Origin of the sequence: Sedimenticola selenatireducens, from assembly GCF_963675335.2 — a bacterium.
Classification (GTDB): domain Bacteria; phylum Pseudomonadota; class Gammaproteobacteria; order Chromatiales; family Chromatiaceae; genus Sedimenticola; species Sedimenticola selenatireducens.
Map to the genome: position 1 here is coordinate 71121 of NZ_CAXXYC010000003.1, position 26733 is coordinate 97853.

The 26733-nt window shown below is 57.7% G+C and carries 26 protein-coding genes; 11 read left to right on the plus strand and 15 right to left on the minus strand.

From position 1 onward, the window contains the following. Positions 1-3 precede the first annotated feature (3 nt). The 4 genes from rsxC to metG form a co-directional block, all read right to left on the minus strand. Positions 4-1725, minus strand: a complete 1722-nt coding sequence (gene rsxC, locus ACHZBF_RS03960; protein WP_321527734.1) for an electron transport complex subunit RsxC — start codon at positions 1723-1725, stop codon at positions 4-6. A 5-nt stretch (positions 1726-1730) separates the two neighbouring features. Further along, positions 1731-2303 carry an electron transport complex subunit RsxB gene (gene rsxB / locus ACHZBF_RS03965; RefSeq protein ID WP_037376227.1) on the minus strand — a complete coding sequence of 191 codons (573 nt, stop codon included), beginning with the start codon at positions 2301-2303 and terminating at the stop codon, positions 1731-1733. A gap of 12 nt (positions 2304-2315) precedes the next feature. Next, positions 2316-2897, minus strand: a complete 582-nt coding sequence (rsxA, locus tag ACHZBF_RS03970; protein WP_029135027.1) for an electron transport complex subunit RsxA — start codon at positions 2895-2897, stop codon at positions 2316-2318. Between the two features lie 281 nt (positions 2898-3178). Further along, positions 3179-5215 (minus strand): methionine--tRNA ligase, encoded by a 2037-nt coding sequence (metG, locus tag ACHZBF_RS03975; RefSeq protein WP_321527735.1) that lies wholly within the window; start codon positions 5213-5215, stop codon positions 3179-3181. A gap of 324 nt (positions 5216-5539) precedes the next feature. Between metG and apbC the strand changes: the two genes are divergently transcribed. Both apbC and ACHZBF_RS03985 read left to right on the plus strand, forming a co-directional pair. Next, positions 5540-6631 (plus strand): iron-sulfur cluster carrier protein ApbC, encoded by a 1092-nt coding sequence (apbC, locus tag ACHZBF_RS03980; protein ID WP_029135029.1) that lies wholly within the window; start codon positions 5540-5542, stop codon positions 6629-6631. Positions 6632-6720: 89 nt separating this feature from the next. After that, a complete protein-coding gene (locus tag ACHZBF_RS03985) occupies positions 6721-7242 on the plus strand; it encodes a deoxycytidylate deaminase (RefSeq protein WP_084610305.1) in 522 nt (173 codons plus the stop codon). A gap of 1 nt (position 7243) precedes the next feature. Here ACHZBF_RS03985 and ACHZBF_RS03990 read toward each other — a convergent pair whose 3' ends face one another. The 3 genes from ACHZBF_RS03990 to purM are packed head-to-tail and all read right to left on the minus strand — an operon-like array spanning position 7244 to position 9707. Continuing rightward, complete coding sequence (locus ACHZBF_RS03990) at positions 7244-7993, minus strand: DUF3108 domain-containing protein (protein ID WP_029135030.1); 750 nt, start codon at positions 7991-7993, stop codon at positions 7244-7246. Beyond that, a complete protein-coding gene (gene purN, locus ACHZBF_RS03995; RefSeq protein ID WP_321527736.1) occupies positions 7990-8658 on the minus strand; it encodes a phosphoribosylglycinamide formyltransferase in 669 nt (222 codons plus the stop codon). The genes ACHZBF_RS03990 and purN overlap by 4 nt, the downstream gene beginning before the upstream one ends. Continuing rightward, entirely contained in the window at positions 8655-9707 is a 1053-nt protein-coding gene (gene purM, locus ACHZBF_RS04000) for a phosphoribosylformylglycinamidine cyclo-ligase (RefSeq protein WP_321527737.1), read from the minus strand. Before purM ends, purN begins: the two co-directional genes overlap by 4 nt. Positions 9708-9943: 236 nt before the next feature. Here purM and ACHZBF_RS04005 point away from each other — a divergent pair, with 236 nt between their 5' ends. Together ACHZBF_RS04005 and ACHZBF_RS04010 are read left to right on the plus strand one after the other, a co-directional pair. Continuing rightward, positions 9944-11080, plus strand: coding sequence for a DUF2066 domain-containing protein (locus ACHZBF_RS04005; RefSeq protein WP_321527738.1), 1137 nt, complete (start codon positions 9944-9946; stop codon positions 11078-11080). A 101-nt stretch (positions 11081-11181) separates the two neighbouring features. Next, positions 11182-11739, plus strand: a complete 558-nt coding sequence (locus ACHZBF_RS04010; RefSeq protein WP_321527739.1) for a CDP-alcohol phosphatidyltransferase family protein — start codon at positions 11182-11184, stop codon at positions 11737-11739. 6 nt (positions 11740-11745) lie between these two features. Here ACHZBF_RS04010 and hda read toward each other — a convergent pair whose 3' ends face one another. Genes hda through arsC form a run of 3 tightly spaced genes read right to left on the minus strand, consistent with a single transcriptional unit; the run spans position 11746 to position 13415 of the window. Then, positions 11746-12465, minus strand: a complete 720-nt coding sequence (gene hda, locus ACHZBF_RS04015; protein ID WP_321527740.1) for a DnaA regulatory inactivator Hda — start codon at positions 12463-12465, stop codon at positions 11746-11748. A gap of 3 nt (positions 12466-12468) precedes the next feature. Beyond that, complete coding sequence (gene wrbA / locus ACHZBF_RS04020) at positions 12469-13068, minus strand: NAD(P)H:quinone oxidoreductase (protein ID WP_029135035.1); 600 nt, start codon at positions 13066-13068, stop codon at positions 12469-12471. Next, entirely contained in the window at positions 13068-13415 is a 348-nt protein-coding gene (gene arsC / locus ACHZBF_RS04025; RefSeq protein ID WP_029135036.1) for an arsenate reductase (glutaredoxin), read from the minus strand. The genes wrbA and arsC overlap by 1 nt, the downstream gene beginning before the upstream one ends. A gap of 406 nt (positions 13416-13821) precedes the next feature. On the opposite strand from arsC, the gene ACHZBF_RS04030 reads away from it, so the two are divergent. Genes ACHZBF_RS04030 through ACHZBF_RS04040 form a run of 3 tightly spaced genes read left to right on the plus strand, consistent with a single transcriptional unit; the run spans position 13822 to position 15924 of the window. Then, a complete protein-coding gene (locus ACHZBF_RS04030) occupies positions 13822-15129 on the plus strand; it encodes a virulence factor BrkB family protein (RefSeq protein WP_321527741.1) in 1308 nt (435 codons plus the stop codon). Between the two features lie 12 nt (positions 15130-15141). After that, positions 15142-15645, plus strand: a complete 504-nt coding sequence (locus ACHZBF_RS04035) for a TlpA disulfide reductase family protein (protein WP_273440816.1) — start codon at positions 15142-15144, stop codon at positions 15643-15645. 21 nt (positions 15646-15666) lie between these two features. After that, a complete protein-coding gene (locus ACHZBF_RS04040) occupies positions 15667-15924 on the plus strand; it encodes an acylphosphatase (RefSeq protein ID WP_051302747.1) in 258 nt (85 codons plus the stop codon). A gap of 42 nt (positions 15925-15966) precedes the next feature. On the opposite strand, the gene ACHZBF_RS04045 is transcribed toward ACHZBF_RS04040, so the two are convergent. The 4 genes from ACHZBF_RS04045 to ACHZBF_RS04060 all read right to left on the minus strand — a co-directional run bounded on the left by ACHZBF_RS04045 (position 15967) and on the right by ACHZBF_RS04060 (position 20517). Beyond that, the gene (locus ACHZBF_RS04045; RefSeq protein ID WP_321527742.1) at positions 15967-16896 is read right to left on the minus strand and encodes a chromosomal replication initiator protein DnaA; all 930 of its coding nucleotides are present in this window, start codon (positions 16894-16896) and stop codon (positions 15967-15969) included. A gap of 122 nt (positions 16897-17018) precedes the next feature. Then, positions 17019-17864: a 3',5'-cyclic-AMP phosphodiesterase gene (cpdA, locus tag ACHZBF_RS04050; protein WP_084610308.1), complete on the minus strand. Its 846-nt coding sequence runs from the start codon at positions 17862-17864 to the stop codon at positions 17019-17021. 349 nt (positions 17865-18213) lie between these two features. Then, positions 18214-18729: a 3-hydroxyacyl-[acyl-carrier-protein] dehydratase FabA gene (gene fabA, locus ACHZBF_RS04055; RefSeq protein WP_029135039.1), complete on the minus strand. Its 516-nt coding sequence runs from the start codon at positions 18727-18729 to the stop codon at positions 18214-18216. 63 nt (positions 18730-18792) lie between these two features. Then, on the minus strand, positions 18793-20517 hold the full coding sequence (locus ACHZBF_RS04060) for a proline--tRNA ligase (RefSeq protein WP_321527743.1): 1725 nt from the start codon (positions 20515-20517) through the stop codon (positions 18793-18795). Between the two features lie 257 nt (positions 20518-20774). On the opposite strand from ACHZBF_RS04060, the gene ACHZBF_RS04065 reads away from it, so the two are divergent. Further along, positions 20775-21392: a transglutaminase-like cysteine peptidase gene (locus ACHZBF_RS04065; RefSeq protein ID WP_051302799.1), complete on the plus strand. Its 618-nt coding sequence runs from the start codon at positions 20775-20777 to the stop codon at positions 21390-21392. Positions 21393-21471: 79 nt separating this feature from the next. Continuing rightward, positions 21472-23433, plus strand: coding sequence for an EAL domain-containing protein (locus tag ACHZBF_RS04070; RefSeq protein WP_321527744.1), 1962 nt, complete (start codon positions 21472-21474; stop codon positions 23431-23433). Between the two features lie 236 nt (positions 23434-23669). Here the strand turns inward: ACHZBF_RS04070 and ACHZBF_RS04075 are convergent, their stop codons facing one another. Then, positions 23670-24122 carry a DUF4124 domain-containing protein gene (locus tag ACHZBF_RS04075; protein WP_321527745.1) on the minus strand — a complete coding sequence of 151 codons (453 nt, stop codon included), beginning with the start codon at positions 24120-24122 and terminating at the stop codon, positions 23670-23672. Between the two features lie 383 nt (positions 24123-24505). On the opposite strand from ACHZBF_RS04075, the gene ACHZBF_RS04080 reads away from it, so the two are divergent. Both ACHZBF_RS04080 and ilvN read left to right on the plus strand, forming a co-directional pair. Then, positions 24506-26224: an acetolactate synthase 3 large subunit gene (locus ACHZBF_RS04080; RefSeq protein ID WP_029135044.1), complete on the plus strand. Its 1719-nt coding sequence runs from the start codon at positions 24506-24508 to the stop codon at positions 26222-26224. Positions 26225-26226: 2 nt separating this feature from the next. Further along, positions 26227-26718, plus strand: a complete 492-nt coding sequence (gene ilvN / locus ACHZBF_RS04085) for an acetolactate synthase small subunit (RefSeq protein WP_029135045.1) — start codon at positions 26227-26229, stop codon at positions 26716-26718. Positions 26719-26733: the final 15 nt, after the last annotated feature.

Here is a 26733-nt window from a genome sequence, read left to right on the forward strand (position 1 = left end):
CGGTTATCCATCCTGCTTTTCAGAGGTAACGGCGTCGGTACTACTTTCCGCCCTGCGCTGATCCGCCTGCTCAATGGCCTGTTTCTGGGCCTCGCTCAGGTCCGACTGGTTTTTCGGCTCAATGCCTTGTTCGGCGAGCTTGGCTTTTTTCTCAGCGGCGCGTTTCAGGGCTGCGGCGATTGCGGCCTTTTTGGGATCCTCTTCAGCGCCGGCCTCCGGCTTGTCCGACTTGGGTTTTTTTGCTGCAGGTTTATTCAATGCCTCTTTCTTTTGCCGCAACTTGGCCTGGCGTTCGGCTTCCAGGCGTTCTTTCCGGGCAACCTGCGCCTCGTGACGCTGGCGCGCGCGTTCCGCCGCCCGCTGCTCCTTCTCCTGCGCCCAGCTCTCGGTTTTGGCAAAGCGGAAATACTGCACCAGGGGAATATGGGAGGGGCAGACATGGGAGCAGCAGCCGCACTCGATACAATCGAACAGGTTGTACTCCTGCACCTTCTCCAGATCCTTGGCCCGGGCATACCAGTACATCTGCTGCGGCAGCAGATTGGCGGGGCAGGCAATGGCACAGCGACCGCAGCGAATACAGGCTGATGCCACCCCTGGATCAGGGGCTTCACTGCTGTCGGCGGCCAGCAGGCAGTTAGTCGCCTTGGTGACAGGTACTTCGTCGCTGGCCAGGGTAAAGCCCATCATTGGCCCGCCCACGATCAGTTTGGACACCTGGTCGGTATAGCCTCCGGCCTGTTTGATCAGTTCCGCTGCCGGAGTGCCGATCAACACTTCCAGGTTTTTCGGTTGCTGAACGCCATTGCCGGTGATGGTAATGTAGCGGGAGATCAGTGGCTTGCCCTCAATCACTGCCTCGGCAACGGCGAAGGCGGTGGTTACATTGTGACAAATCATGCCGATTTTGGCCGGAATGCTACCTGAAGGGACCTCTTTGCCGGTGAGTACCTTGATAAGCTGCTTTTCGCCACCGCTGGGATACAGCGTGGGGATGGCAATGACCGATACCCAGTCCATGCCGGCGTCAGCGACGGCCTGGCGCAGCCGGCGGATCGCTTCCGGTTTGTTGTCTTCGATGCCAAACAGACAGCGCTCGGCGCCGATCAGCCGGCGGATAATGCCGACGCCGTGCAGAATTTTTTCTGCCTGCGTCTGCATCAGCAGATCATCGCAGGTGATGTAGGGCTCGCACTCGGCGCCATTGATGATCAGGGTGTGGATCGGGTTTTCCAGGCCCGGCGTCAGCTTGACGCTGGACGGGAACGCGGCTCCGCCCATGCCGACAATACCCGCGTTGCGAATGCGCTCGCGCAGCAGCGAGGGATCGGCATGCGGATAGTCGGGAATCGGTTCCAGCTGATTTCCCCAGGTCTCTTTGCCGTCGGTCTCGATAACCACGCAGGCAGCGGGCAGTCCGGACGGGTGGGGAATGGGCAGGGTTTCGATGGCCACCACGGTGCCCGAGGAGGGGGCGTGCACCGGTGCGCTCACATACCCCTGCGGTTTTGCCAGCATGTCTCCCTTGAGCACCTGATCACCGACCTTGACCAGCGGCTCCGCGCTCTGACCGATATGCTGATGCAGCGGTATGATCAGTCGTTTGGGCAGTGCTGCCTTTTCCAGGGGGAGCGTCAGCGACTGGCTTTTGTTATCCGGCAGGTGCAACCCTCCGTTGAAACGGTAGAGGGTATGCTTCTGCTGCTTTTGCAAGGAATGCTGCATATCGTCTAGTTCTCGGAGGCGGCTACAAGGGCGCCGTTGTTGCGGGTGTCCCCCGGGAATGGCCATTTCCAGTTGCTGGTATTGACTTCAAGCGGCACCATGTCAATGCATTCCACCGGACAGGGCGGCAGGCACAGCCCGCAGCCGGTGCACTCGCTGCGGATGACCGTGTGCATGTGCTTGGCAGAACCCAGAATGGCGTCTACCGGACATGCCTGGATACAGAGGGTACAACCGATACACTCGTCCTCCCGAATCACGGCAACGGCCTTGGGCTTCTCCTCGGCGGCGGCACCTTCCAGGGGAACCGGATCCTTACCCAGCAGATCGGCCAGGGCGATCATGGTGGTTTCACCGCCGGGCGGGCAGGCGTTGATTTCGGCCTCATCCTGGGCCAGCGCTTCAGCGTAGGCGCGGCAGCCCGGAAAGCTGCACTGGCCGCACTGGGTCTGGGGCAGCAGGGCCTCGATCTTCTCTACAATCGGGTCTCCCTCCACATGGAAGCGGATGGAGGAGTAGCCGAGCAGCAGGCCAAAGGCAAGTGCCAGCAGGGCAATGGCGGCTATTGCTATCAACATCTTGATGCCACCTCAGCTCGACACCAGGCCGGAAAAGCCCATGAAGGCGATAGACATCAGTCCTGCGGTAATCATGGCGATGGCGCTGCCCTGGAAGGGGGCAGGGACGTCGGAGACAGTTACCCGTTCGCGCATGGCGGCGAACAGCACCAGCACCAGGGAGAAACCGGCGGCGGCGCCGAAACCATATAGACCTGATTCAATAAAGCCGTGCTGCTCCTGAACATTTAGCAGGGCCACACCCAGTACCGCGCAGTTGGTGGTGATCAGTGGTAGAAAGATGCCCAGCAGTTGATACAGCACCGGACTGGTTTTGTGCATCACCATCTCGGTGAACTGCACCAGCACGGCAATCACCAGGATGAAGGTGATGGTGCGCAGATATTCCAGCCCCAGCGGAGCGAGCAGGTACTCGTTGGCGAGATAGCTGCAAATGGAAGAGAGCGTCAGCACAAAGGTGGTGGCCATACCCATGCCGACCGCCGTCTCCAGTTTTTTGGAGACGCCCATGAAGGGGCACAGGCCGAGAAACTTCACCAGGACGAAGTTGTTGACCAGCACGGTACTGACAAGGATGAGTGCGTACTCTTTCATCTAAAGCAGACCTACTCCATGAAGAGGGATGGCCGATAGTAGTGGTTAACCCTAATGCTAACAACCGACAGTTTATGTGTGTATAACCTTATAACCTTTGGGTATATGCGGTGATTACCTGAAGTATATTGCATTATATATCATCCGCCAACAGAAAATACATGCACAATATTTCATGCATCTATTGGCTGGCTGCTCTTGATTTTACTCCCGGGTGCATCGCATATACAGGTTGCCGGTAATTATCGTATTAAAAACAGCAGGTTATTCTTTTCTGCTGCTTACTTAACCCGCATGCCCGGCTTGGCCCCGCTATCTGGAGAAAGAATGAAAAGTTCTTTCCCGCCGGGTCCTGCCGCCAGCACCATGCCCTCGGACAGACCGAACCGCATCTTTCTGGGCGCCAGGTTGGCCACCATCACGGTCAGCCGTCCCTCCAGTTCGGCGGGATCGTAGGCGGATTTGATACCGGCAAAAACATTGCGCGTCTCTCCGTCCAGATCGAGCGTCAGCTGCAACAGTTTTTCCGCCCCTTCAACCCGTTCCGCCTTGACGATCTTTACTATCCGCAGATCGACCTTGGCGAAGTCGGCATATTCGATAGTGTCGCTGATCGGGTCGGCAGCAAGTGGTCCGCTCGCTTTGGCGGTGGCGTCCTGCTTTTCCAGGTCCTCCGTCGATGCCGCAATGATCGCTTGGATCTGGCTCGGCTCGACCCGGGTCATCAGCGGCTTGAAGGCGTCTATGCTATGGCTCAGCAGGGGGCTGCCGAGTGATTCCCAGCTGAGTGGATCGACCCGCAAAAAAGCCTCCGAACGCTCGGCGGTTGCCGGCAGGATGGGCCGCAGGTAGCCGATCAGCAGGCGGAACAGGTTGAGACCCATGGAGCAGACCTGCTGCAGTTCGGTATCACGCCCTGCCTCCTTGGCCATGATCCAGGGCTTTTTCTCATCGATGTACTGATTTGCGCGGTCAGCAAGCGCCATGATTTCACGCACGGCACGGCTGAATTCGCGTTTTTCATAATGCTCGGCAATCTGGTCGCCGGCCTCGGCAAAGCTCTGAAACAGTGCCGGATCGGCCAGTTGATCAGCCAGTTTTCCGTCGAATCGTTTTTTCACAAAGCCCGCGCAGCGGCTGGCGATATTCACCACCTTGCCGACCAGGTCGGAGTTGACCCGCGCCTGGAAATCATCCAGGTTGAGATCGATATCCTCGATACCCGAGCCGAGCTTGGCGGCAAAGTAATAGCGCAGATATTCCGGATTCAGGTGATCCAGGTAGGTGCGGGCCTTGATAAAGGTACCGCGTGATTTGGACATCTTCTGGCCATCCACCGTCAGGAAGCCGTGGGAGAATACCGCCGTCGGGGTGCGGAAATCGGCGCCATGCAGCATGGCGGGCCAGAACAGGGCGTGGAAATAGATAATGTCCTTGCCGATAAAATGGTACAGCTCGGCGCTGGACTCCCTGCTCCAGAAGTCATCGAACTCCAGTCCATCGGTGCGATCGCACAGGTTCCTGAAACTGGCCATGTAGCCGATCGGCGCATCCAGCCAGACATAGAAGTATTTGCCCGGATGGTCGGGAATCTCAAAGCCGAAGTAGGGGGCGTCGCGGGAAATATCCCACTCGTGCAGTCCGGCCTCGAACCATTCGCCCAGCTTGTTGGCCACCTCGGCCTGCAGGTGACCGCCGCGGGTCCATGCCTTCAGCATGGTCTCGAAATTGGCCAGCTTGAAAAAGTAGTGTTCGGAATCCCGGTCCACCGGAGTCGCGCCGGAGACGGCCGAGACCGGGTTCTTCAGTTCGTTGGGAGAGTAGCTGGCACCACAGACCTCACAGTTGTCGCCATACTGGTCCTGGGCGCCACACTTCGGGCACTCGCCCTTGATGAACCGGTCCGGCAGGAACATCTCCTCGATCGGGTCATACGCCTGGGTAATGGTGCGGTTGGCAATGTTCCCTTTTTCCTTGTTGCGCTGATAGATCAGGGATGCGTAGTGTCGGTTCTCTTCCGAGTGGGTGGAGTGGTAATTGTCAAAGGCCACATTGAAATCGGCGAAATCGGCCTTATGCTCTTGGGCGACCCGGGTGATCAGGGCTTCGGGTTCAATACCTTCCTTGCGGGCACGCAGCATGATGGGGGTGCCGTGTGCGTCGTCGGCGCAGACATAGAGACACTGATTACCGCGCATCTTTTGAAAGCGGACCCAGATGTCGGTTTGAATATATTCCACCATGTGGCCAATATGGATCGGGCCATTGGCATAGGGAAGGGCGCTGGTCACCAGTATTTTTCGCGCTGTCTGATTCATGATTTCATGGCTGCGTTTGAGGGGAAAGAGATCCGGCCGACAGGTTTGATGGTCCACGCCACAACCCGCCATCCAATAAAACGATCAATTATCACATAATTAACCGGATCGCGAAAACCAATCAACGTTGGCCCTCTGCGCATGGTTGTTCAGAAAAGCCAAGTGTTACAGGGATTTAATGGAGCCGGAAAGGATAATTGTCAATACAGATATTTGAAAGACCTAGCGATTTGGTTGGGCATAAGCATTTTTTAATGTAGAATGCGCGGCCATCATTACCCGAATTTGCGGCCTCCCGGTGGGGCCATCTCGTAGGAGCATGCAATGGCTGAAGTAACAAAAGAGTTGATCGAAGAGGCAATCAAAGGGTACATAGAGCCCCACCTGGAAAAGGACCTGGTCAGTGCCAAGTTTATCAAGAGCATAGAGATCGATGGCGGAGCGGTGAAAGTGGCCGTTGAGCTGGGTTTTCCGGCAAAGGGTTTCAAGGATGAACTGGCCGACGCACTGAAGGCGCAGATTACCACCGTGGAGGGTGTCTCTTCCGTGGCGGTGGATGTGAACTGGAAGATCACCGCCCACTCGGTGCAGAAATCACTGAAGCCGATTGATAATGTGAAGAACATCATCGCCGTGGCTTCCGGCAAGGGTGGTGTGGGTAAATCCACCACGGCGGTCAATCTGGCGCTGGCGCTGGTGGAAGAGGGCGCCACCGTGGGCCTGCTGGATGCAGACATCTACGGACCGTCCCAGCCGCGCATGCTGGGTGTCTCCGGTCAGCCGGAATCGAAAGACGGCAAGAGCCTTGAGCCGATGCAGAATTACGGCATCCAGGCGATGTCCATCGGATTTCTGATCGATGAAGAGACCCCAATGATCTGGCGCGGCCCCATGGTCACCCAGGCGCTGGAACAGTTGCTGAACGACACCAACTGGGCCAATCTTGATTACCTGATTATCGATCTGCCGCCGGGTACCGGCGATACCCAGCTGACCCTGGCCCAGAAGGTGCCGGTGTCGGGTGCCGTGGTGGTGACCACGCCCCAGGACATCGCCCTGCTGGATGCGCGCAAGGGCTTCAAAATGTTCGAGAAGGTCGAGGTGCCGGTACTGGGTATCGTCGAGAATATGAGCATCCACATCTGCTCCAACTGCGGCCATGAAGAGCATATTTTCGGAGAGGGTGGCGGCAAGCGGATGGCGGAACAGTACGGGGTCAATTTCCTCGGTGCCCTGCCGCTGGATATCCGTATTCGTGAAGAGACCGATGGTGGCAAGCCGACCGTGGTGGCCGATCCCGATGCGCGTATTTCCCAGATCTATCGTGAAATTGCCCGCCGGACCACGGCTATACTCGCCCTGCAGGCCAAGAGTTACGCGGCCAAGTTCCCCAATATCGTGATCCAGAACAACTGACCGTAAGACGCCGGGTGGCGGGCTTCCCATCACCCGGCGGTTCCCTTTGCCGCTTAAACATCAACCGATCATCTAGTGAGGCCACCCGAATGAGTGTCAAGTGGGATACCCGTTTCCTGGGGCTGGCGGCCCATATCTCCGCCTGGAGCAAGGATCCATCGTCCCAGGTGGGTGCGGTGATCACGGATGGCAACCGGATCGTTTCTGTCGGCTATAACGGCTTTGCTGCCGGGGTGGAGGATCGGACGGAGCGGCTCACGGACCGCAACTGCAAGCTCAATCTGACCATTCATGCGGAAGAGAACGCGATGATCTTCGCCAAGCGGGATCTCACCGGCTGCACCGTCTATGTCACCCATCCTCCCTGTCCCCGCTGCGCCTCGAAGTTGATCCAGGAGGAGGTCGGACGGATTGTCTGCATCGCACCCAGCGAGGATTTCCTTTCGCGTTGGGCCGATGACCTGAAGCTCTCCCAGGAGATGTATCAGGAGGCCGGGGTCGAGTACAGCAGCTATGATCTCGAGCAGATCAATGTGGACGATGCCCACATCACTGTCGCGCCGGGCGGCTTTTTTAAATCGGTCATGAACCGCCTGTTGCGGCGGGACTGATTCAACTCTCCCCGTCCTGCCAGGTGACGGAGATCAGTTCCATCACATAATCCCCGTCCTTTTCGTGCTTGGCGATTTTTACCGGCAGATAATTCAGCTCGGGGGCGAACCAGAGGGTGGCCCGTGACGGCCGGTCATCCTTGTTGCGCGCCAGCTTGATGGTCTGATATTCCCCTGATTCAGTGCTGATCAGCTCCCGGTTCACTTCCGTGTAACGATAGCTTTTCAGCAATCCGCCGTCGGCCACCTGATATTCGGCCGCCCTGTCACCACGGCCGAGCGCCAGTATAAGAGCCAGCTGCTGGCTGAATTTGTCCTGGGTTCCTTTTGGTATCTCCATCGACCAGAGAGAGCCGGCGGTCTGGTTGGCCACACGGCTGGCCGGCCAGTTGAAATCAAGGTTCACCTGACGGGTCCGCTTGGGCCGCTTGTGAGTGTACAGGTAGCGGGATGGAATGATGGTGTCATCCACGATCCGCCCCTCGCTCTGTTCGGTGATCTCATCCTTGCGAAATACCGCTGCCAGCCCAACAGGAGCGGTATAGGCCCGGTAGCTGTATTGGCCATCATCGGACAAGCGCAGGGTGATGTTTGCCCGGCCGATCACCAGGCTCCCCATGCTGACGCGATACTCGGCACTGTAAGGCTTGATCGTCTGCCCGGACGCCGCCGGCTGGGCAATCCCGGGTAGTGGCACCAGCCAGGTGGCCAGCAGCAGTGTGAGCAGGGATCTCACCGGGCGACCGTTCATTCGGTGCTTACCTGATTGAATTCCATGATCTTCGGTTCTCGCAGGGTTTTTCCGTCCAGTTCAATGGCGCCCTGAGTGACCTTCAGTCGCCCCTCGGCAAACCAGCGGATCACCGCAGGGTAGATGCGATGCTCCTGGGTCAGTACCCGTGCCGCCAATGTGGCTTCGTCGTCACCCGGCTCCACCGGTACCCGGACTTGCAGTATCACCGGACCCCCATCCAGTTCCTCGGTTACCAGGTGCACACTCGCCCCGTGTACTCGGTCTCCCGCCTCCAGCGCACGCTGATGGGTATGCAGGCCCCGATATTTTGGCAACAGCGAAGGGTGGATGTTTAGCAGGCGTCCCTGGTAATGGGTGACAAAGCCGGGGGTCAGGATGCGCATAAAACCGGCCAGTACCACCAGTGCCGGCTGATAACTGTCGATCAATTCCATCAGCGCCTGGTCATAGGTTTCCCGGTCCGGGTAATCGGTGTGGTCGAGTACCCGGGTGGGGATGGAGGCCTGACGGGCCCTTTCCAGGCCGAAGGCGTCGCCCCGGTTGCTGATGACACCGCGAATCTCCACCGGGAGGTCGTCGTCGGCGCCATCAATGATCGCCTGCAGATTACTGCCGCTGCCCGATAGCAGCACGACAATGGGAAGTTTTCGCTGTTCCGTCACGCGACCAGTTCCACGCTCGGCGCCCCGTCATGGGCCTCGATGCGGCCCAGTTTCCAGACCGTTTCGCCCTGGGCCTGCAGTAGCGCGATGGCCTGATCGGCGTCTTGCTCGGCGACACAGACCACCATGCCAACGCCGCAGTTGAAGGTGCGCAGCATCTCTGATTCGACCACATTGCCCGCTGCCTGTAGCCACTGGAACACTGCCGGCCGTTCCCAGGAGTTGCTGTTGATCAGGGCACGGGTGCCCTGCGGTAGTACCCGGGGCAGATTTTCCGGGAGACCGCCGCCGGTGATATGGGCCATGGCGTGAATGTCGATCGCCTGGTGTAGCGCCAGCAGCGACTTGACGTAGATGCGGGTCGGGGCGAGCAGCGCTTCGCCCAGGGTCACATCGCCCAGTGGCTGATGCAGATCCGCTCCCGAGACCTCAAGAATCTTGCGAACCAGCGAGTAGCCGTTGGAGTGGGGGCCGGAAGAGGCGAGTCCCAGCAGCACGTCGCCCGGCTGTACCCGGTCCGGCTGGATAATACGGGACTTTTCCACAATACCGACGCAGAAACCGGCCAGATCATAGTCACCAGTCTCGTAGATGCCGGGCATTTCGGCGGTCTCGCCGCCGGTCAGGGCCGCACCGGATTGCCGGCAGCCCTCGGCAATGCCCTCGATCACACTGCTGGCCACGTCCACGTCGAGGTGTCCGGTGGCATAGTAGTCCAGGAAGAACAGCGGTTCAGCGCCGGTGACGATAATATCATTGACGCACATGGCCACCAGGTCGATACCGATGGTGTCATGCTTCTGCAGGGCCAAGGCCAGCCGCAGCTTGGTTCCCACCCCATCGGTGCCGGAGACCAGTACCGGCTCCCGGTAGCGGTCCAGCGGCAGTTCGAAGAGTGCCCCGAATCCCCCCAGGCCGGTCATGACGCCGGGTCTGAAAGTGTTTTTGACGATGGGTTTTATCCGCTCGACCAGGCTGTTTCCGGCATCGATATCGACACCGGCATCCCGGTAACTCAGAGAGGCGGAGTCGGTTTTGTTCTGATCCACTGATCACTCCAGGCTAGGTGCGCGTTAAGAGAACGTGCTGCAGTTATTGATTCTACCAAATCCGTAAAGCTGGATCAGGCAAAAGGAGCGGAATTATACCACTGGAAGGGGTAGCTGGTGTTTTTTCCGCTTAACGATCAGGGGCAGTACCGGAGAGCTTGTGGGGTGTTAATGGATTTGCGGCGGGTGGCAGGCTAAAATCGGCCGGAATATCACGCCAGCCGGATTCCAATCACATGCCCAGTTGTTCATCAGATCCCTCGCATCTCTCGGTAAAGTTAATTCAGGCGCTGCTCATGTTGGTGCTGTTCATGGGTTACACAGCCGCCGCCACTGCCAGTCCGGTTACCGGCTTGTACAGCGCGGAAGTGCCGGTGGAGGGGCAGTCAGCGGAACAGCGGACCGATGGGATCAGACGTGCCTTCATGCAGATGCTGATCAAGGTGACGGGTAACCGGAATGTTGCCCAGCGCCCCGAGTTACAGGGTGATATTGAGCAGGCACCACGTTATGTGCAGCAGTTTCGCTATCGTCTGGACGCCGGACGAGCGCCAGCCGCGACGGAGGGTGCCGCCGACAGTGAGGGGGCTGCCCGCCTGCTGACCGTGCAGTTTGATGGGGCGGCTGTGCAGCGTCTGCTGCGAGAGCGCCGCCTGCCGGTCTGGGGGGAGAATCGACCCTCGGGTCTGGTCTGGCTTGGCATTGAGTCCCGCGGGCAGCGCCGGGTGATGCGGCCCGAGCTGGATGATTCCCTGCTGGGCGCCATGACGGGGGCGGCGGAAAAGCGCGGCATCCCCCTGATACTGCCTCTGATGGATCTTGAGGATCAGTCCGGGATTCGGGTCGCCGATCTCTGGGGTGATTTTGAACAGAATATCCGCCGTGCATCCCAGCGCTATTCACCCGACCTGATTGTCACCGGCCGGATGACCCAGCTCTCCGGCCGGCTCTGGCGGGTAACCTGGAATCTTTATCATGGTGACCGGGTCTCGAGCTGGAGTGATGAAGGGAGCGACCCCATCGGATTGGCCCACGAGGGCGTGGAGCATGTGTCGGATCTGCTGGCGGAGCGGTATGCCCCGGTCGGTGGTGAGGCGAACCTGTCGCGGATCAGGCTGCGGGTAAGCGGTGTGACGGAGCTGACGCAATACGTGGGGGTGGGGCGTTTTCTCCAGTCCCAGAGTTCGGTGGAACGTGCCGATATGGTCTCGGTGGAGCCCGAGGCGGTTACTTATGAGCTGCAGGTGCGGGGGGGTATCCAGGTATTGGAACAGGGACTCGCCCTGGGCGGTATGATCGAGCCGATCACCGATCTGCCGGATGCCGCGCAAACGCTTATTGAGGGAGTCGATCTCTTCTATCGTATGCGGTAACCTCGGAGTGACGGGGATAGCAACCGGTAAGTGAAGCCTGATCGCTTTGCGTAACTTTTAAATTTAACAGCCCCGGGTCCTTTGGTCTTGACAGAGTAGTGATGCTGAAACGCGAAGATATACCTAATCTGATCAGCATATTGCGTATCTTTATATCGGTACCGGTCGTCTGGATGTTGCTGGAGCAGCAGTTTGGCGTCGCGCTGGTGCTGTTTGCCATTGCGGGCATATCGGACGGGCTGGATGGCTATCTGGCCAAACACTACGGCTGGCAGAGCCAGCTCGGCGGCCTGCTGGATCCGCTGGCGGATAAGGTGCTGCTAGTCTCCAGTTATCTGACCCTGGCGCTGATCGGTATCATTCCGGTCTGGCTGGTACTGCTGGTGATACTGCGTGATCTAGTGATTGTGACCGGTGCCCTGGTGTACCATTTTCGGGTGATGGAGCTGACCGCCAATCCCAGTTTTCTCAGTAAAATAAATACTTTTTCACAGATTATCCTGGTGCTGGCGGTTGTTCTGGATCGGGGACTGGTGGCGCTGCCCGCCGTGCTGATAGTTAGCCTGGTCTGGCTGGTTATGGCAACGACGGTCGCCAGCGGGGTGAACTATGTCTGGGTCTGGAGCCGGCTGGCGATGGCGCATCAGAAAGAGCGCTAGCCTTCGTTACAATCCGCCCGCTTGTGGGTCTGTCTGATGTTCCAGAAACGTCTTGATGAAAGGGATTGTCAGTCCGCGTTTCGCCTCGAGCGACGCCTGATCAAGCTGTCTCAGCAGCTGTCTGAGTGAGCCCATATCCCGCTGGGTGTGGCGGAGGATATAGCGGGCGGTCTCGTCACTCAATGCCAGGCCACGTCCGGCTGCGGCTGTGCTCAAGGCCTGAATCTTGTCCTGATCATTCAGTGGCTGCAGCTGATAACAGAGACCCCAGCTCAGGCGCGACAACAGGTCGGGTAACCTGATTGGCAGGTTCAGCGGGCTGCAGCGGGCGGCAACCAGCAGGGACTTGTCCCGTTCCCTGAGTCGGTTGAACAGGCCGAACACACCCTGTTCCCAGTCTGCCTGACCGGCTATCAGTTCAACCCCATCCAGGCAGATCAGGTCCATCTGTTCCAAATCGTCAAAAATAGCCGGTGACAGCTGCGTGGCCTGATCCAGCGGTATGTACAGGGCGCTCCGCCCGACCTGGTCGGCCAGTTGCGTGGCGGCCTGCAACAGATGGCTTTTGCCGGTTTGCGTTGCACCCCAGAGATAGATGAATGGTTCACCTGATCCCCTGGCGCAGGCAGCCAGATCGGCTACTGCCTGCTGATTGGCAGCCGGGAGATAGCTCTCAAGGCTGGTGCTCTCCGGCAGTGTGAGTCCGAGGGCGAGTTGTTTTGGCATCGGTTACCGGGTGGAGATCAGTTTTTTGGCGATGGATGCCACTCTTTTCCCCATCGCCCGGCAGAGCAGTTTCTCATCTTCAGTGAGTGGCAGCTTGCTGTCGACGCCGGCGAGATGACTTGGACCGTAAGGTGTGCCACCGGAAGTGGTGTGCAGTAACTCGGTCTGGCTGTAGGGGAGTCCGGCTATCAGCATGCCGTGGTGCAACAGCGGCAGCATCATGGAGATGAGAGTGGTCTCCTGGCCGCCATGCATGCTGGAAGTGGAGGTGAACACGGCCGCCGGTTTGCCTGCCAGGACGCCGGTCAGCCAGAGTGAGCTGGTGCTGTCAATGAAATGCTTCAGTGGCGCGGCCATGTTACCGAACCGGGTCGGGCTGCCCAGAGCGAGTCCGGCGCAGGCCTCCAGATCGGCTATCGTGACATAGGGTGCACCGCTGTCGGGAACGGCCGGTTCGGTCGCCTCGCAGACAGGGGAGACCGGCGGCACTGTGCGTAGCCTGGCCTGCATCTCCGCTACCTCTTCCACTCCCCGGGCAATTTGCCTGGCCATCTCGGCGGTGGCGCCATAACGGCTGTAGTAAAGCACCAGTATGTCAGCCATCAGAGGATATCCAGTACGCGTTCTGGCGGGCGTCCGATGACCACTTTACCATCCTTCACTACGATGGGTCGTTCGATCAGTCGCGGGTGCTCCAGCATGGCCTGGATCAGCTGCTCATCCGACAGTTCCGGGTTGTCCAGTCCGGCCTGCTGGTATTCCGCCTCGCCCTGGCGCATCAGCTGACGCGGTTTCAGGCCCAGTGCGTTGAGGATTTCGGTCAGCTCTTCCCTGCTGGGCGGCTGTTTCAGATACTCGATAACCTCTGCTTCAACGCCTTCACCCTCCAGGATCTGCAGGGTCTGGCGGGATTTGCTGCATTGTGGATTGTGATAGATCTTTACCGTCATGGCGATCTCGATGCTCCTGTCCGGGTAACGGCTGTCCATTGTAACCAAACCCGCGGTGTTGAAACAGCGCCGCCGAGTATGCTTATTTACAGCGGTCCTGGAAGGAAAGCGACGGGTATGGTGTATGATCCGACAACAGCCGGCGTAAGAGTTTTTCACTTGACTGTCCATCAGACCAGCCACGCTCGGAATACGGTTTATGAAGTGGAATAATCGCCAATACATGCGAAGAGTCATAAAGATAGCCACCGGCGCATGAGGTAACCGGGATGCATCCATGCCCGAAAACAATCGGCATCCTCCAGGTCAGCGGGAGAGCTGTTTCCGAAATTACATTATTCGCCCTTATTCGCGGCTAGGATTTATCCCGGATACGGCAGAATAAGATGGGTAATCAGGTAATGGAATGGCCGGGCGGAGCGAGATGATGGGACAGAGCGAGAAAGTTGGGGCAGGCGGTATCTTGATGGCATGGAGGCGGGTGCGCCAGTTTGGTGTTCTGATATTTTCCCGCTTCATTGCCGATCATGGGCTGCCCACGGCAGCGGCGCTGACTTTTACCAGCCTGTTGTCAATGGTGCCCCTGATGGCGGTTTCCCTGGCGCTGTTAACAGCCTTTCCCGTCGGCGACCGGGTGGTGATGCAACTGCAGAACTTCGTGTTCAACAATTTTCTGCCGTCCTCCGGCGAGGTTGTACAGCAGTATCTGAATCAGTTCAGTCAGAAGGCGGCCCGCATGACCGGGCCCGGACTGGTCTTTTTGATTGCCACGGCACTGCTGATGATGGCCAATATCGAACGCGCCTTCAACCGCATTTGGCGGATTGACAAACGGCGTCGGCTACTCAGCAGATTCATGGTCTATTGGGCCATATTGACCCTGGGGCCGCTACTGATCGGTTTGAGTGTGGCCGTTACCTCCTACCTGGTATCCATGCCGTTATTGTCCGATACCGCCCAGCTCTTTGGCCCGGACAGCGGCCTGCTTCGGGCAACGCCGGCCATCGCCTCGGCGGTCGCCTTCAGCCTGCTCTACCTGGTGGTGCCCAATCAGCCGGTTCCCCTGGCCCATGCCGTCGCCGGTGGCGTGCTGGCGGCCCTGCTGTTTGAATTGGCCAAACGGATATTTGCCTACTACATCACCCTTTTTCCCGCTTACGAGATGATTTATGGTGCGTTGGCGGTCATACCCCTGTTTCTGGTCTGGCTTTACCTCTCCTGGACAATAACCCTGCTGGGTGCGGAGTTCTGTTGTTGTCTTGCTATTATGGGAAAACGGCCCCTGTCGCATGCCGGGTTTTCGGCTGATCCGCTGTTGGTCCGCTTTCATCTGATGCGCCTGTTGTCGATGGCGCAGCGGGAAGGTGAGAGCCGGTCGCTGGAGGCGCTGGCCGACCAGCTACCGGAGGCCGGAGAGGAGCAACTGTCTGATCAGCTGCAACTTCTGCAGGAGGCGAACTTTCTGTTCTGTACCGATAGCGGTGGCTGGGTGCTGGCGCGGGACCTGACGAGGGTCACGCTGCTCGATCTGTATCTGGTGCAGCCGGGGCAACTGCCGGACGCGGAGCGGCTTGGTGATTCTGTCCAGCCCTGCGAGCAGGTACTTGCCGAAGTGCTTGGCCGTGCACAACAGGCACTGTCAGAGTCCCTGGCCAGGCCGCTGGATGAACTTTTTCTTTTGGATAGCGATGACACACAACAACAGAATATCTAAAGAGGTGATGCCATGATGCGGTGGCTGCGCCAGCCGATCGGGGTTGTGTTATTGCTGCTCTGTGTGACTGCTGCGCAGGCGATTGATTTTATCCTGCCTGATCTGGATGGCAGGGATCGGTCGCTTGCGGAGTTTCGCGGCAAGTGGCTGCTGGTCAATTTCTGGGCCACCTGGTGTCCGCCCTGTATCGAAGAGATGCCGGAGTTGGAGCGTTTCCATCTGGCGCATAAAGAGCGTGATGCCCTGGTCATCGGGATCAACATGGAGGATATGGCGCCGGAGCGGCTCAAGGGTTTTCTGGCTGAGCGGTCCATCAGCTATCCCATCCTGCTGGCGCCTGTCGATGGCTATACTGCCTTTGGAAGGATTCCGGTGCTGCCCACCTCAATACTCATCTCTCCGGAAGGTGAGGTGGTCACCCGGCATGTCGGGCCGCTCACTGCAGAGATGATTGAACAACTGATTGTACAGGGCGTGCGGCCAGAAAAACCGGCCCCGGTAAATAACAAAGAGTAGGAGTGTCCAGTGACGATCTGTATGCAATATCTGGTCTCGGGAAAGGTGCAGGGCGTATTTTTTCGCGCTTCCACCCGGTTCGAGGCCGAGCGCCTGAAAATTACCGGCTATGCCAGAAACCTGCCTGATGGTCGGGTCGAGGTGCTGGCCTGTGGTGAGGCCGATGCCGTTGATCAGTTGAGAAACTGGCTGACCCGTGGGCCAGCCCAGGCTCGGGTGGAAAGTGTTTCCAGTGAGCCTGCCCCTGTTCAGGAGTTGGCCGAATTTTCAATTCGATAATGCCCGTCAAGGCAATTTATCGTCGTCCGGCAATTGCCGCGGCTACTCTGAAGGCTCATCCGCCGGGTCCGTCCAGGGCCTGAATACGGCCGGCGCCCCATTGATCCGATAGCCTGGATACTGCGTTGCCGGGGTATCCCGGGCCGAGCTGTTCTGCTGCGCCCAATCCTGAGCCCTGTTATCCCGGTCCGATGAAACGGGAGGCGGGGGTGAGTAAGTCTGGTCTGCCGGTTGTTTCTGACCTTGCGGATAGGCGGGTGGCTGGGCGTAGGCAGGGTAGGGCTCCAGCATCGTCGGGGGAACGGGTGTCGGCGCAGCGCCGTCATACATCTGCATCGGTTGCTGGGGCGCTAAGGGCGCGGTGGTGCCGTAGCGGGTATCGTAACCGCTATTTCCATACCCCTGAAAGTAGTTGTTTTCATAACCTGGTGTCGCTGGGGGTGGTGTATAAGACTCCTGTCCATAACCGTGCACTGGCGGATAGCGGTAATCCTGGGGTGGGGCATAGGGGTTGTATGCCGGTGCGGTTCCCTCCTGGTAGTAATAGGGATAGTTATAGCCCGGTGCCGGGTAATAACTGTAGGGATAGGCGGGCGCCGCCGGGTCTCCCCACTCCTGCACAAAATTGTCTGACGGGTAATAATAGGGTGACTCGATATAGGGCTCCGCTTGACCTTGGTAGTAGTCGTAGGGTCCCGTTGCCCCAGGCCCTCCGGGAAAGCCCTCTCCGCTATAATATCCAGGTGTCGGATCGGGATACCGATCGGCGGCATAGCCGGGGCTGGAGGGGTATGGCTGCTGCGACTGGCCGGTGATGTCCGCTTGAGGCTGGGAGGTGTTGTATTCCGTCGGCGTATCAATGGGGCGCCAGCCGTTGGAGCTATCGTAGCCAGGTGGGTTGTGAGACCCATCCGCCAGTGCGCTGGTCATAACAAGCGTGAGGCAGAAGGCGCTGTGGAAGACCCTTTGCATGGTTATACTCCGTTGAAATGGCCGGGTGATCAGGCGCTCCGGCTCTTGTCATTGGCGTTATCATAACCGGAAAAAGGGACGCATGTCGCTGTTGGACGGCAGGTTCGGGGGCGTGGTCCGGTTCAGTAACCGGCAGTTTTCAGGTCCAGTCCGGGGGGGAGTGCGGCAATCCGGTCAATGCCACTATTAATGCCGCCATCAGGTAGCAGCTCCAGCCAGCGAAATCCCGGCGGAGCTGTGCTGATACCGAATTTGTCCTGATTCTCGATGAACTGGATACAGGTAGAGGGTGTTCCCATCATCCTGACCCCGTTGTGTTCGGCATCAAATGGCTGATGGATATGTCCCCAGATCACCCCTTTCGCGTTGTCATAGTGATCGAGAATGGAGAGAAAAGGCTCGGGATTATCCAGTGCCATCTTGTCCATCCAGGCGCTGTTAATATGGACGGGATGGTGGTGCAGGGCAATGAGTGCGTGCCGATCGGTATTTTCGCGCAACGAGCGTTCGAGGGTCTGCAGCTCCCGGTCACTCAGGTGTCCACCCTCGGAGTGCGGCTGGGTGGAGTCGAGCATGATAATGACCCAGTTACCCAGTTTTACCTCTTTGGGGACTTCCACCAGGCCACCGCGCATATGCCTGGTGAGCATTTCCGGATTGTCATGGTTTCCCGGCAGGCAACAGGCCTTGATGCCGAATTCCTGGACACTGTTTCGGAGTCTCGTATAGCCGACAGCGGAGGCGTCGTGGACCAGGTCACCGGTCAAAAGCAACAGATCGGTCTGTGATTTTTGCTGTGCGGCAAGCGCCATTACCCATTCGAAGCTGATCTGGGTATTGATGCCGGCAAGCTTCCAATCCAGGCTGGTGTGCAGATGGCAGTCAGTAATCTGCAATACCCGGATGGGCCGCTGTTGATTGGCGGGCCTGGAGCTTTGGCTGTTCAGCTTGACGATGTCTTGGGCCATATTGGAATCAGATTGCGACCGGTATAGCTAAATATTAAGGCATGGGGGGCAATTTTGTATCCGGCATAGGTGTGATGAATGCGGCAATAAAGGCCCGGTATAGTGGTTTTTTCCCTGAAACCTGCTTTTTTGTGGACTGTATCACATTTGCTTCCTGGGACACCCTGGTGTGCCCCGGGACCCATGGGGATGGACGGCTGGACACCGATATCCCGCTCTGCCTGGCACAAAACAGTGGTGGTGGGCGATGTGGCTTCCTGCACAAAAGCTCCTGGCGGTGAGGCGAGGCAGAGGGTCAGACCTGATGTGCGTATCCTGACCCTCGATGGTGGTTCCCTCTAGGAGAGAATCAGAAATTATCGGTAGAGACAAAGAGGCCTACCCGTAGATCCTTTGCGGTGTAGATTTCCCGTCCGTCCACTTTCATGACCGCATCGGCCACACCCATCACCAGACGGCGGGTGATGACCCGCTTCAGATCGATCTGATAGGTCACCTTTTTAGCCGAGGGCAATACCTGTCCGGTGAATTTCACTTCGCCCACGCCCAGCGCCCGGCCATGTCCGGGATTGCCCAGCCAGGCCAGATAGAAGCCGACAGCCTGCCACATGGCGTCCAGTCCCAGACAGCCCGGCATCACCGGGTCACCCGGAAAGTGACACTCAAAAAACCAGAGATCCGGGGTGATATCCAGTTCGGCCTGAATCTCGCCCTTGCCGTAAATGCCGCCTTCATCGGCAATCCGGGTGATCCTGTCCATCATCAGCATGTTGGGGACCGGCAGCTGAGCATTGCCCTCACCAAACATTCTGCCGTAACCGCAGTCCAGCAACTGTTCTCTTGTAAAACTTTCTACTTTAGCCATGGATCCAGTTTCTCTCGTGTTATTGCCTTCAGGGGTGGGCCATTGTTCCTGATCTATTCTGCCTCAGGCCCTTGGGCTCAATTGTTCCTGAAGGAAGGGTAGTATCCGTTCGATTTCGATCATGCTGTTGTCATTGTCGGTTCTGCCACGGTATTCCAGTTTGCCCTCATCCAGGCTGCGCTCGCCGATCACAATCCGGTGTGGTATGCCGATCAGCTCCATATCCGCAAACATGGCACCGGGACGGGCGCCGCGATCATCCAGCAACACCTCAATGCCGGCCGAGGTTAATTCCTGGTAGAGCTGCTCGGTGGCCTCGCGTACCCTATGCGATTTATCCATCTTCATGGGGCAGAGGGCAACCTGGAAGGGGGCGATGGCCGCCGGCCAGATAATACCCTTGTCATCGTGATTCTGTTCGATGGCCGCCGCCACGACGCGGGAGACGCCGATTCCGTAGCAGCCCATCTCCATGATCAGGCTGCGGCCATTTTCATCCAGTACATTGGCTTTCATCGCCGCGCTGTACTTGTTGCCGAGCTGGAAAATATGTCCCACCTCAATACCCCTGGCGATGGTCAGTACCCCTTTGCCGTCGGGGCTGGGATCACCCTCCTGCACGTTACGGATATCGACGATCCTGGGAGTAGGCAGATCACGCTCCCAGTTGATGCCGAAGTAGTGTTTATCATCCTGGTTGGCGCCCGCACTGAAATCGGCAATGAGGGCGACAGAGCGATCGATGATACAGGGTATCGGCAAGTTGATCGGGCCGAGGGATCCGGGACCTGCACCGATAGTGGCGCGGATCTGCTCCTCACTGGCGAAGGTGAGGGGCGCGGCCACCTCGGGCAGCTTCTCCGCCTTGATCTCGTTCAGTTCATGGTCGCCGCGCACCAGCAACGCAACAAATTCCGAATCATAGTCCTCGGTCGCCGCCACAATCAGGGTCTTGACGGTCTTTTCGATCGGTTGCCGGAACTGCTCCACCAGGTCCTGGATGGTTCGGGTATCGGGCGTGTCGACCAGTCGCAGCTCCTCGGCCGGTGCCGGGAGTGCGCCGCCGAGCGCCACGGCCTCGGCGGTCTCAATATTGGCCGCATAATCGCTTTCGGTGGAGAAGGCGATGGCGTCCTCGCCGGAATCGGCCAGCACGTGGAACTCTTTCGAGGCGCTGCCGCCGATGCTGCCGCTGTCCGCCTGTACCGCCCTGAAATCCAGGCCACAGCGGGTGAAGATGCGGCTGTAGGTCTCATGCATCAGGTCATAGGTCTGCTGCAGCGACTCCTGGTCGACATGGAAGGAGTAGGCGTCCTTCATCAGGAACTCGCGCGCGCGCATGACGCCGAAGCGGGGTCTGATTTCGTCGCGGAACTTGGTCTGGATCTGGTAGAAGTTGACCGGTAGCTGCTTGTAGCTGTGCAGTTCGTTACGGGCCAGCTCGGTAATGATCTCCTCATGGGTGGGGCCGTAACAGAACGCCCGCTTGTGCCGGTCATTGAGCCGCAGCAGCTCCGGGCCATACTGCTCCCAGCGTCCTGACTCCTGCCACAGTTCGGCCGGCTGGATGGAGGGCATTAGCACCTCCAGGGCGCCGGAGCGATCCATCTCTTCCCGAACAATGGATTCTATCTTGCGCAGTACTTTCAGACCCAACGGCAACCAGGTGTAGAGTCCGGCCGCGAGCTTGCGGATCATGCCGGCCCGGATCATCAGCTGATGACTGCTGATCTCGGCGTCGGAGGGGGTCTCCTTTACGGTCTGAAGGGGAAATTGGGATGTACGCATGTCCAGTGTCCAGGGGGTGTGGGTGCAAAAGGCGTTTATTCTAACGGTATGCCATGACCGGGACAAATGGATAACGTACATTGCATCAGGCCGGATCTTTGCCATTCACGGCTTCAGCATTCCCCCTGGTTGCCGAAAAAACCTACTGGACGTTAGATTTCACCGGCGGTAGCCCATTGCTCATCACCTCAGTCACAGATCGCTATGCCCCCCTGTCCGAATGCCTGCGGTATCGGCTGCGCTGGGTAGTATTGGCAATGACGCTTCTGCTTGGTGGTTTGGTGGCGGGTGAATCCCTGGTCAGCATGTCGCTAATCCAGTGGGTAAAGCAGAAATACGGGGAACCGGCGGCGGGCAGGGTGAGTGAGTGGCAGACCTTGATGGAGAGTCGTCAGGAGGGCAGTGAAACCGACAAGTTGATCCTGGTGAATGACTTCTTTAATCGACTGGCTTATAGATCCGACCTGAATATCTGGGGCAAGGAGGATTACTGGGCCACGCCGGTTGAGGCGCTGGGCCGTGGGCAGGCCGACTGTGAAGACTACTCCATCGCCAAATACTTTACCCTGCGCGAGATGGGTGTGCCGGAAGAGAAAATGCGCATCATGTATGTCAAGGCGCTGGAGCTGAACCAGGCGCACATGGTGTTGACCTACTATCCGCAGGAGAGTGGGGTGCCCCTGGTGCTGGACAATCTTAATGGCCAGATTCTTTCTGCCGACAAGCGCGGGGATCTGGCGCCGGTCTACAGTTTCAACGCAGAGGGTCTCTGGCTGGCCAAGAGCCGGGGGCGAGGGGAGAAAGTGGGCTCGTCCAGCAGAATCAGCCTGTGGCAGGACCTGCAAGCCAGAATGACCAGGGAGATGGTGCAATGAAGCGTGGTCTGCACATTATGTCGGCAAAACAACCTGATAACAGGTGGAGGCCCGGGGTGAGCAACCCGGGGGTACAACTATGACCTTGCCAAAACAACTGGTGACGCTGATCGTCACGCTTCTGTTGCTGGTGTTTCTCGGGACCTTCCTGGTGACCGTGCACAATACCCGGGACTACCTGGAGAAACAGCTTGAGTCACATGCCCAGGATGCCGCCACTTCCCTGGGTTTATCGATTTCACCATATCTGGGGCAGATGGATCTCGCCACCGTGACCTCGATGACCGATGCCATATTTGATCGCGGATTCTATCGCTCAATCCGGATTGAGGATATGCAGGGCAAACCTTTGGTTGATCGGGTGTTGCCGGTACAGCTCGAAGATGTGCCCGAATGGTTTATCAATATGCTGCCGCTGACAACGCCGGAGGGCGAGGCGGTATTGATGGATGGCTGGATGCAGCGCGGCAGGGTGGTGATCAGCAGTCATCCGGGTTACGCCTATCGCCAGCTCTGGCAAAACGTTACCGACACCCTGCGCTGGTTTCTGGCCAGTACCGCGCTCGCCCTGTTGGTCGGTGTGTTGCTGCTGAAGCGGGTATTGCGGCCCCTCAAATCGGTTGAGGGGCAGGCCGATGCCATTTGTAATCGTGAATTTCCAATCCTCGCGCCGTTGCCCAGGACACCCGATATCCGCCGTATTGTCGAAGCGATGAACCGGATGTCCGCCAAGGTAGGGCAGATGCTGGATGAATTGGAGCGTCTCGCGGCCGGTTTCAGACAGCAGGCGTACCAGCATCCAGTGACCGGCCTGGCGAACAAACGGTTCTTTATGGATTTGCTGGTGAATCAGATCAATTCCACCGAGGTTTTTTCCCGTGGGGTACTCTGTCTGGTGCAGTTGAAGGACTTTAAACGCTATAACGACGAGCAGGGTTACAGTGCTGGCGATGCCTTGTTGGAATCGACGGCAGAAGAGTTGGAAAAAGTGTCGAAGCAGTGGCCCAGAAGCCAGCTTGCCCACCTTGCGGGTGCTGATTTCGCACTACTCGTTGAAGAGTGTACCGGTGAGCAGATCGCACAGCTCGCCGAGCAGTTGGTGGTAGCGCTGACCGGGCTGTACAGTACCGGCAGGTTGGATGATCCGGATGTGGGACATATCGGTATCGGCTACTTTGATGGTTGCCAGAGTGCCTCGGAGCTGCTGGCGGAAGCCGATATGGCGTTGCGTATCGCACAGAGCAAGGGCGCCAATGAATGGCATCTGAGCCGGGCTGACGAGCTTGAGTCCGGCCAGGTGAGTGGCGCCACGGAGTGGCGGGAGTTTATCGGGATGGCTCTGGAGCGCGACTGTATTCAGCTTCTATATCAACCAGTTGTCTCGTGTAGCGACGGACGGCTGTTGCATCGGGAAGTGCTGGTCAGGATTCCGCAGGATCTGGACAACCCCGAACAGGGTTCCCTGCTGACCGCGGGCCTGTTTATGCCTCAAGCGGAGCGTCTGCAGTTAACGGCGGAAATCGACAAGGCTGTGATCAGTCAACTGCTGGGGCGTCTGCAAAATTCTCCGGATGACCGGGCCCACTATGCGGTCAACCTCTCTCTGCATACGATTACCAGCGCCGGTTTCATGGAGTGGCTGGCAAGCAAGCTGGCGGAACACCGTGCCTTGGCCCAGCGGCTCATCTTTGAACTGCCGGAGTATGGGGTCGTGTCCTTGCTTGACAAGGTGATGGGGATGTTGGAACTGGTCAGCGGTTTTGGTGCAAAGCTTTCAATCGACCATTTCGGCAGGAGCTTCAGTTCCCTGGCTTACCTGCGTTCCATAAAGATCGATTATCTCAAGATCGATGGCAGTTTTATGCGTTCCATCGACGCAAGCAGGGATAATCAGTTTTTTGTGCAGGCCCTGGCGGAGATTGCCCATGGGCTGGAGATTGTCGTGATTGCGGAGGCGGTTGAAACCGAGTCGGTCTGGGCGTTGTTGCCGGCGTTGCATGTGGATGGCGCTCAGGGCTACCTTATCGGTCGGCCTGAATAGGGGATGTTCCCGGTCTTAAAACTTTATCAGGTCAAAATAAAAGACCCCGAAGACATCCATGCCTTCAGGGTCACCGTCAAATTCTTTATGGCGGAAGGTGGAGTCCTTTCGCCCATCCTTGGAGAGTATTGCCGATCCTTGGCCTTCCTTGTTGACGGTGGTTAGAGTTTGGACAGGTTGGTCGGCGTTGTCTGTAGGGAGAGCGCGGTCGATCTGTAGGGAATATCCTAAGCTGACTATTTGTCACAAAACTCAGAGATCTGCGCCTTGCTCTGTTCAATCTTCTGCTGACGCTCTTCCTCCGTGAGGCGCTTATAAAGACCATCCGGCGTCTTTACCAGTTTATTTCCGAGACTGGTATACAGGTTGAGGTTGTGTTGGGCGGCGGCACAGTTTTCCGATTTTATCTTGTTGGATTCGGCGATCTCCTCCTTGCTGGGGCCATTCGCCGGTTTCCCTGCACTTTCCTGGGATGGATCGCTGGATTGAGTCGCGACATCGGTGGCCGGTTGTTTCCGGGGAGTCGATGTGGAGGTGTTGATCTTTACTTCGGCCGCTTCACCCGATGCCGGGGGGGATTGTGAGTAGACAGTGGTGCCGTTCTCATCAACCCAACGGTACATGCGAGCATCGGCTGCCCCGGTCCAGGAGATTGCCAGCACCAAGGGCAACAGTGTTCGGATAATCATGCGCATCATCCTTGTTATATTGTTTATGGGAGGTCGCCGTCATTGTAGGGTTTGCGTTCGGGGTCAGCAAGGATGGATTTCGCAAAACAGTGCTTTTCAATGGCTGTGATTAATACCTGGAAGTCGCGTGGAAAAATTGAGCTAGTACCGATCGGGCAGCGATTAGTGATACTGGTGGTGCTGTTAATTACCGCATGAATAATGTGTATTAACCGGCGTGGTCGTGCGATCTGGTCGAATCGCGCCCATACTTCCCGCTCATCGCCTTTGTAGCTTGACCTGTCTGACGTATATGAGTAATTTGTACCGTTCGATTTTTCCCTTGTACATTGTGCCGACCGGCGTGGTAAAAGCCCGTAAACCGGTTGGTTGGGAGGTTATTTGTGGAATTGAGTGGTGCCGAGATCGTCATTCAGTGTTTGAAAGACGAAGGCGTTGAGCATGTGTTTGGTTATCCTGGCGGGGCGGTGCTCCATATCTATGATGCGCTGTTCAAGCAGGATTTTGTCAAGCATATACTGGTGCGGCATGAACAGGCGGCAACCCATGCCGCAGATGGCTATGCCCGATCGACCGGCAAGCCGGGTGTTGCGCTGGTAACCTCGGGACCCGGTGCGACCAATGCAGTGACCGGTATTGCCACGGCATTCATGGATTCTGTTCCCATGGTGGTGCTCACCGGTCAGGTGCCGACGCCCTTTATCGGCAGCGACGCCTTCCAGGAAGTGGACACGGTCGGTATCACCCGTCCCTGCGTGAAGCACAATTTCCTGATCAAGGATGTCAGGGATATCGCCGAAACCATGAAGAAGGCATTTTATATTGCTACCTCTGGCAGGCCGGGTCCGGTCGTGGTGGATATTCCCAAGGATATTACCGATCCCAATAAAAAGATCCCTTACGACTATCCCAAGAAAATCAAGATGCGCTCCTACAACCCGGTGCTCAAGGGGCACCTGGGGCAGATCAAAAAGGCGGTCAATCTGATGTTGAGCGCCGAGCGACCGGTGTTCTACACCGGTGGTGGCGTGGTGCTGGGTGATGCCAGCGAGGAGCTGACCGAGTTGACCCGGGAGCTCGGTTTTCCGATCACCAATACCCTGATGGGTCTTGGCGCATATCCATCCAGTGACAAGCAGTTCATTGGTATGCTGGGTATGCACGGTACCTATGAGGCCAATATGGCTATGCACGATACCGACGTGCTGATTGCCATCGGGGCGCGCTTCGATGACCGTGTCACCGGGCATATCGCCCACTTCTGCCCGAATGCCAAGATCATTCATGTGGATATAGATCCCTCTTCCATTTCCAAGAATGTCCGGGTCGATGTGCCGATCGTGGGGCCGGTGAAGTCGGTGCTGCAGGATATGCTGCGGATTCTCAAGGAGGGCAAGAAGCGCCCCAATAGCGCGGCATTGAAGAAATGGTGGGCACAGATTGATAGCTGGCGTGGCGCCGACTGTCTCAGTTACGACAGAAACCACGCGCAGATCAAGCCGCAGTTTGCGGTCGAGACCCTGCACAAAATTACCCGGGGTGACGCCTTTGTCGCCTCGGATGTGGGACAGCATCAGATGTTTGCGGCCCAGTTTTACGGTTTTGACAAGCCGCGGCGCTGGGTCAACTCTGGTGGACTCGGTACCATGGGGTTCGGTCTGCCGGCTGCCATGGGTATCCAGATTGCCCATCCCGGGGCAGATGTGGCGCTGGTCACCGGCGAGGCCAGTATCCAGATGTGTATCCAGGAGCTGGCTACCTGCAAGCAACATGACCTGCCGATCAAGATCATGCTGCTGAACAACGGTTATATGGGCATGGTGCGTCAGTGGCAGGAATTTTTCTATGACGGACGCTACTCACACTCCTATGTGGATGCGCTACCGGACTTTGTGAAACTGGCCGAGAGCTTCGGTCATGTGGGCATGAAGATCGAGCGTCCACAGGATCTGGAGGGGGCGATGAAAGAGGCCTTTGACCTGAAGGACCGTCTGGTGTTTATGGATGTGGTGGTTGATCCCACGGAAAATGTCTACCCGATGATCCAGGCGGGCAAGGGCCACCACGAGATGTATCTTCCCCCCAAAAGTGAGCTGGTCTAACCATGAGACATATAATTTCAATTCTGATGGAGAATGAAGCCGGGGCGCTCTCACGGGTGGCCGGGCTGTTTTCTGCCCGCGGCTACAATATTGAATCCCTGACGGTGGCGCCGACCGAGGATGCCTCCCTTTCACGCATGACCCTGGTAACCAGTGGGGATGAGAACATCATCGAACAGATCACCAAGCAGTTGAACAAGCTGGTGGAAGTGGTCAAGCTGCTGGACCTCTCCGAAGGCCCCCATGTGGAAAGGGAGATGATGCTGATCAAGGTGAAAGCCGAAAAGACCCAGCGTGATGAGATCAAGCGGTTGGTGGATATCTTTCGCGGTAAGATTATCGATGTCACCGACTCCAGCTATCTGATCGAGATGACCGGGCAGGCGAGCAAGCTGGATGCTTTCGTCAATGCCGTGGAAGAGGATCTGGTTGTCGAGGTGGTCCGTACCGGACCGTCCGGCATCTCCCGTGGCGCCAAGGGCCTTAGCCTCTGATTGCGATTATGCGGG

Coding starts and splice junctions, on each gene's coding strand:
- ACHZBF_RS04075 (WP_321527745.1), bottom strand. CDS start 24,122: ATGATTATCCGAACACTGTTGCCCTTGGTGCTGGCAATCTCCTGGACC.
- rsxB (WP_037376227.1), bottom strand. CDS start 2,303: ATGTTGATAGCAATAGCCGCCATTGCCCTGCTGGCACTTGCCTTTGGC.
- ACHZBF_RS04070 (WP_321527744.1), top strand. CDS start 21,472: ATGACCTTGCCAAAACAACTGGTGACGCTGATCGTCACGCTTCTGTTG.
- apbC (WP_029135029.1), top strand. CDS start 5,540: ATGGCTGAAGTAACAAAAGAGTTGATCGAAGAGGCAATCAAAGGGTAC.
- ACHZBF_RS04010 (WP_321527739.1), top strand. CDS start 11,182: ATGCTGAAACGCGAAGATATACCTAATCTGATCAGCATATTGCGTATC.
- fabA (WP_029135039.1), bottom strand. CDS start 18,729: ATGGCTAAAGTAGAAAGTTTTACAAGAGAACAGTTGCTGGACTGCGGT.
- ACHZBF_RS04060 (WP_321527743.1), bottom strand. CDS start 20,517: ATGCGTACATCCCAATTTCCCCTTCAGACCGTAAAGGAGACCCCCTCC.
- ACHZBF_RS04040 (WP_051302747.1), top strand. CDS start 15,667: ATGCAATATCTGGTCTCGGGAAAGGTGCAGGGCGTATTTTTTCGCGCT.
- wrbA (WP_029135035.1), bottom strand. CDS start 13,068: ATGGCTGACATACTGGTGCTTTACTACAGCCGTTATGGCGCCACCGCC.
- cpdA (WP_084610308.1), bottom strand. CDS start 17,864: ATGGCCCAAGACATCGTCAAGCTGAACAGCCAAAGCTCCAGGCCCGCC.
- arsC (WP_029135036.1), bottom strand. CDS start 13,415: ATGACGGTAAAGATCTATCACAATCCACAATGCAGCAAATCCCGCCAG.
- ilvN (WP_029135045.1), top strand. CDS start 26,227: ATGAGACATATAATTTCAATTCTGATGGAGAATGAAGCCGGGGCGCTC.
- ACHZBF_RS03990 (WP_029135030.1), bottom strand. CDS start 7,993: ATGAACGGTCGCCCGGTGAGATCCCTGCTCACACTGCTGCTGGCCACC.
- ACHZBF_RS04030 (WP_321527741.1), top strand. CDS start 13,822: ATGGCCGGGCGGAGCGAGATGATGGGACAGAGCGAGAAAGTTGGGGCA.
- hda (WP_321527740.1), bottom strand. CDS start 12,465: ATGCCAAAACAACTCGCCCTCGGACTCACACTGCCGGAGAGCACCAGC.
- metG (WP_321527735.1), bottom strand. CDS start 5,215: ATGAATCAGACAGCGCGAAAAATACTGGTGACCAGCGCCCTTCCCTAT.
- ACHZBF_RS04065 (WP_051302799.1), top strand. CDS start 20,775: ATGACGCTTCTGCTTGGTGGTTTGGTGGCGGGTGAATCCCTGGTCAGC.
- ACHZBF_RS04035 (WP_273440816.1), top strand. CDS start 15,142: ATGATGCGGTGGCTGCGCCAGCCGATCGGGGTTGTGTTATTGCTGCTC.
- rsxC (WP_321527734.1), bottom strand. CDS start 1,725: ATGCAGCATTCCTTGCAAAAGCAGCAGAAGCATACCCTCTACCGTTTC.
- ACHZBF_RS04045 (WP_321527742.1), bottom strand. CDS start 16,896: ATGCAAAGGGTCTTCCACAGCGCCTTCTGCCTCACGCTTGTTATGACC.
- rsxA (WP_029135027.1), bottom strand. CDS start 2,897: ATGAAAGAGTACGCACTCATCCTTGTCAGTACCGTGCTGGTCAACAAC.
- ACHZBF_RS04005 (WP_321527738.1), top strand. CDS start 9,944: ATGCCCAGTTGTTCATCAGATCCCTCGCATCTCTCGGTAAAGTTAATT.
- ACHZBF_RS03985 (WP_084610305.1), top strand. CDS start 6,721: ATGAGTGTCAAGTGGGATACCCGTTTCCTGGGGCTGGCGGCCCATATC.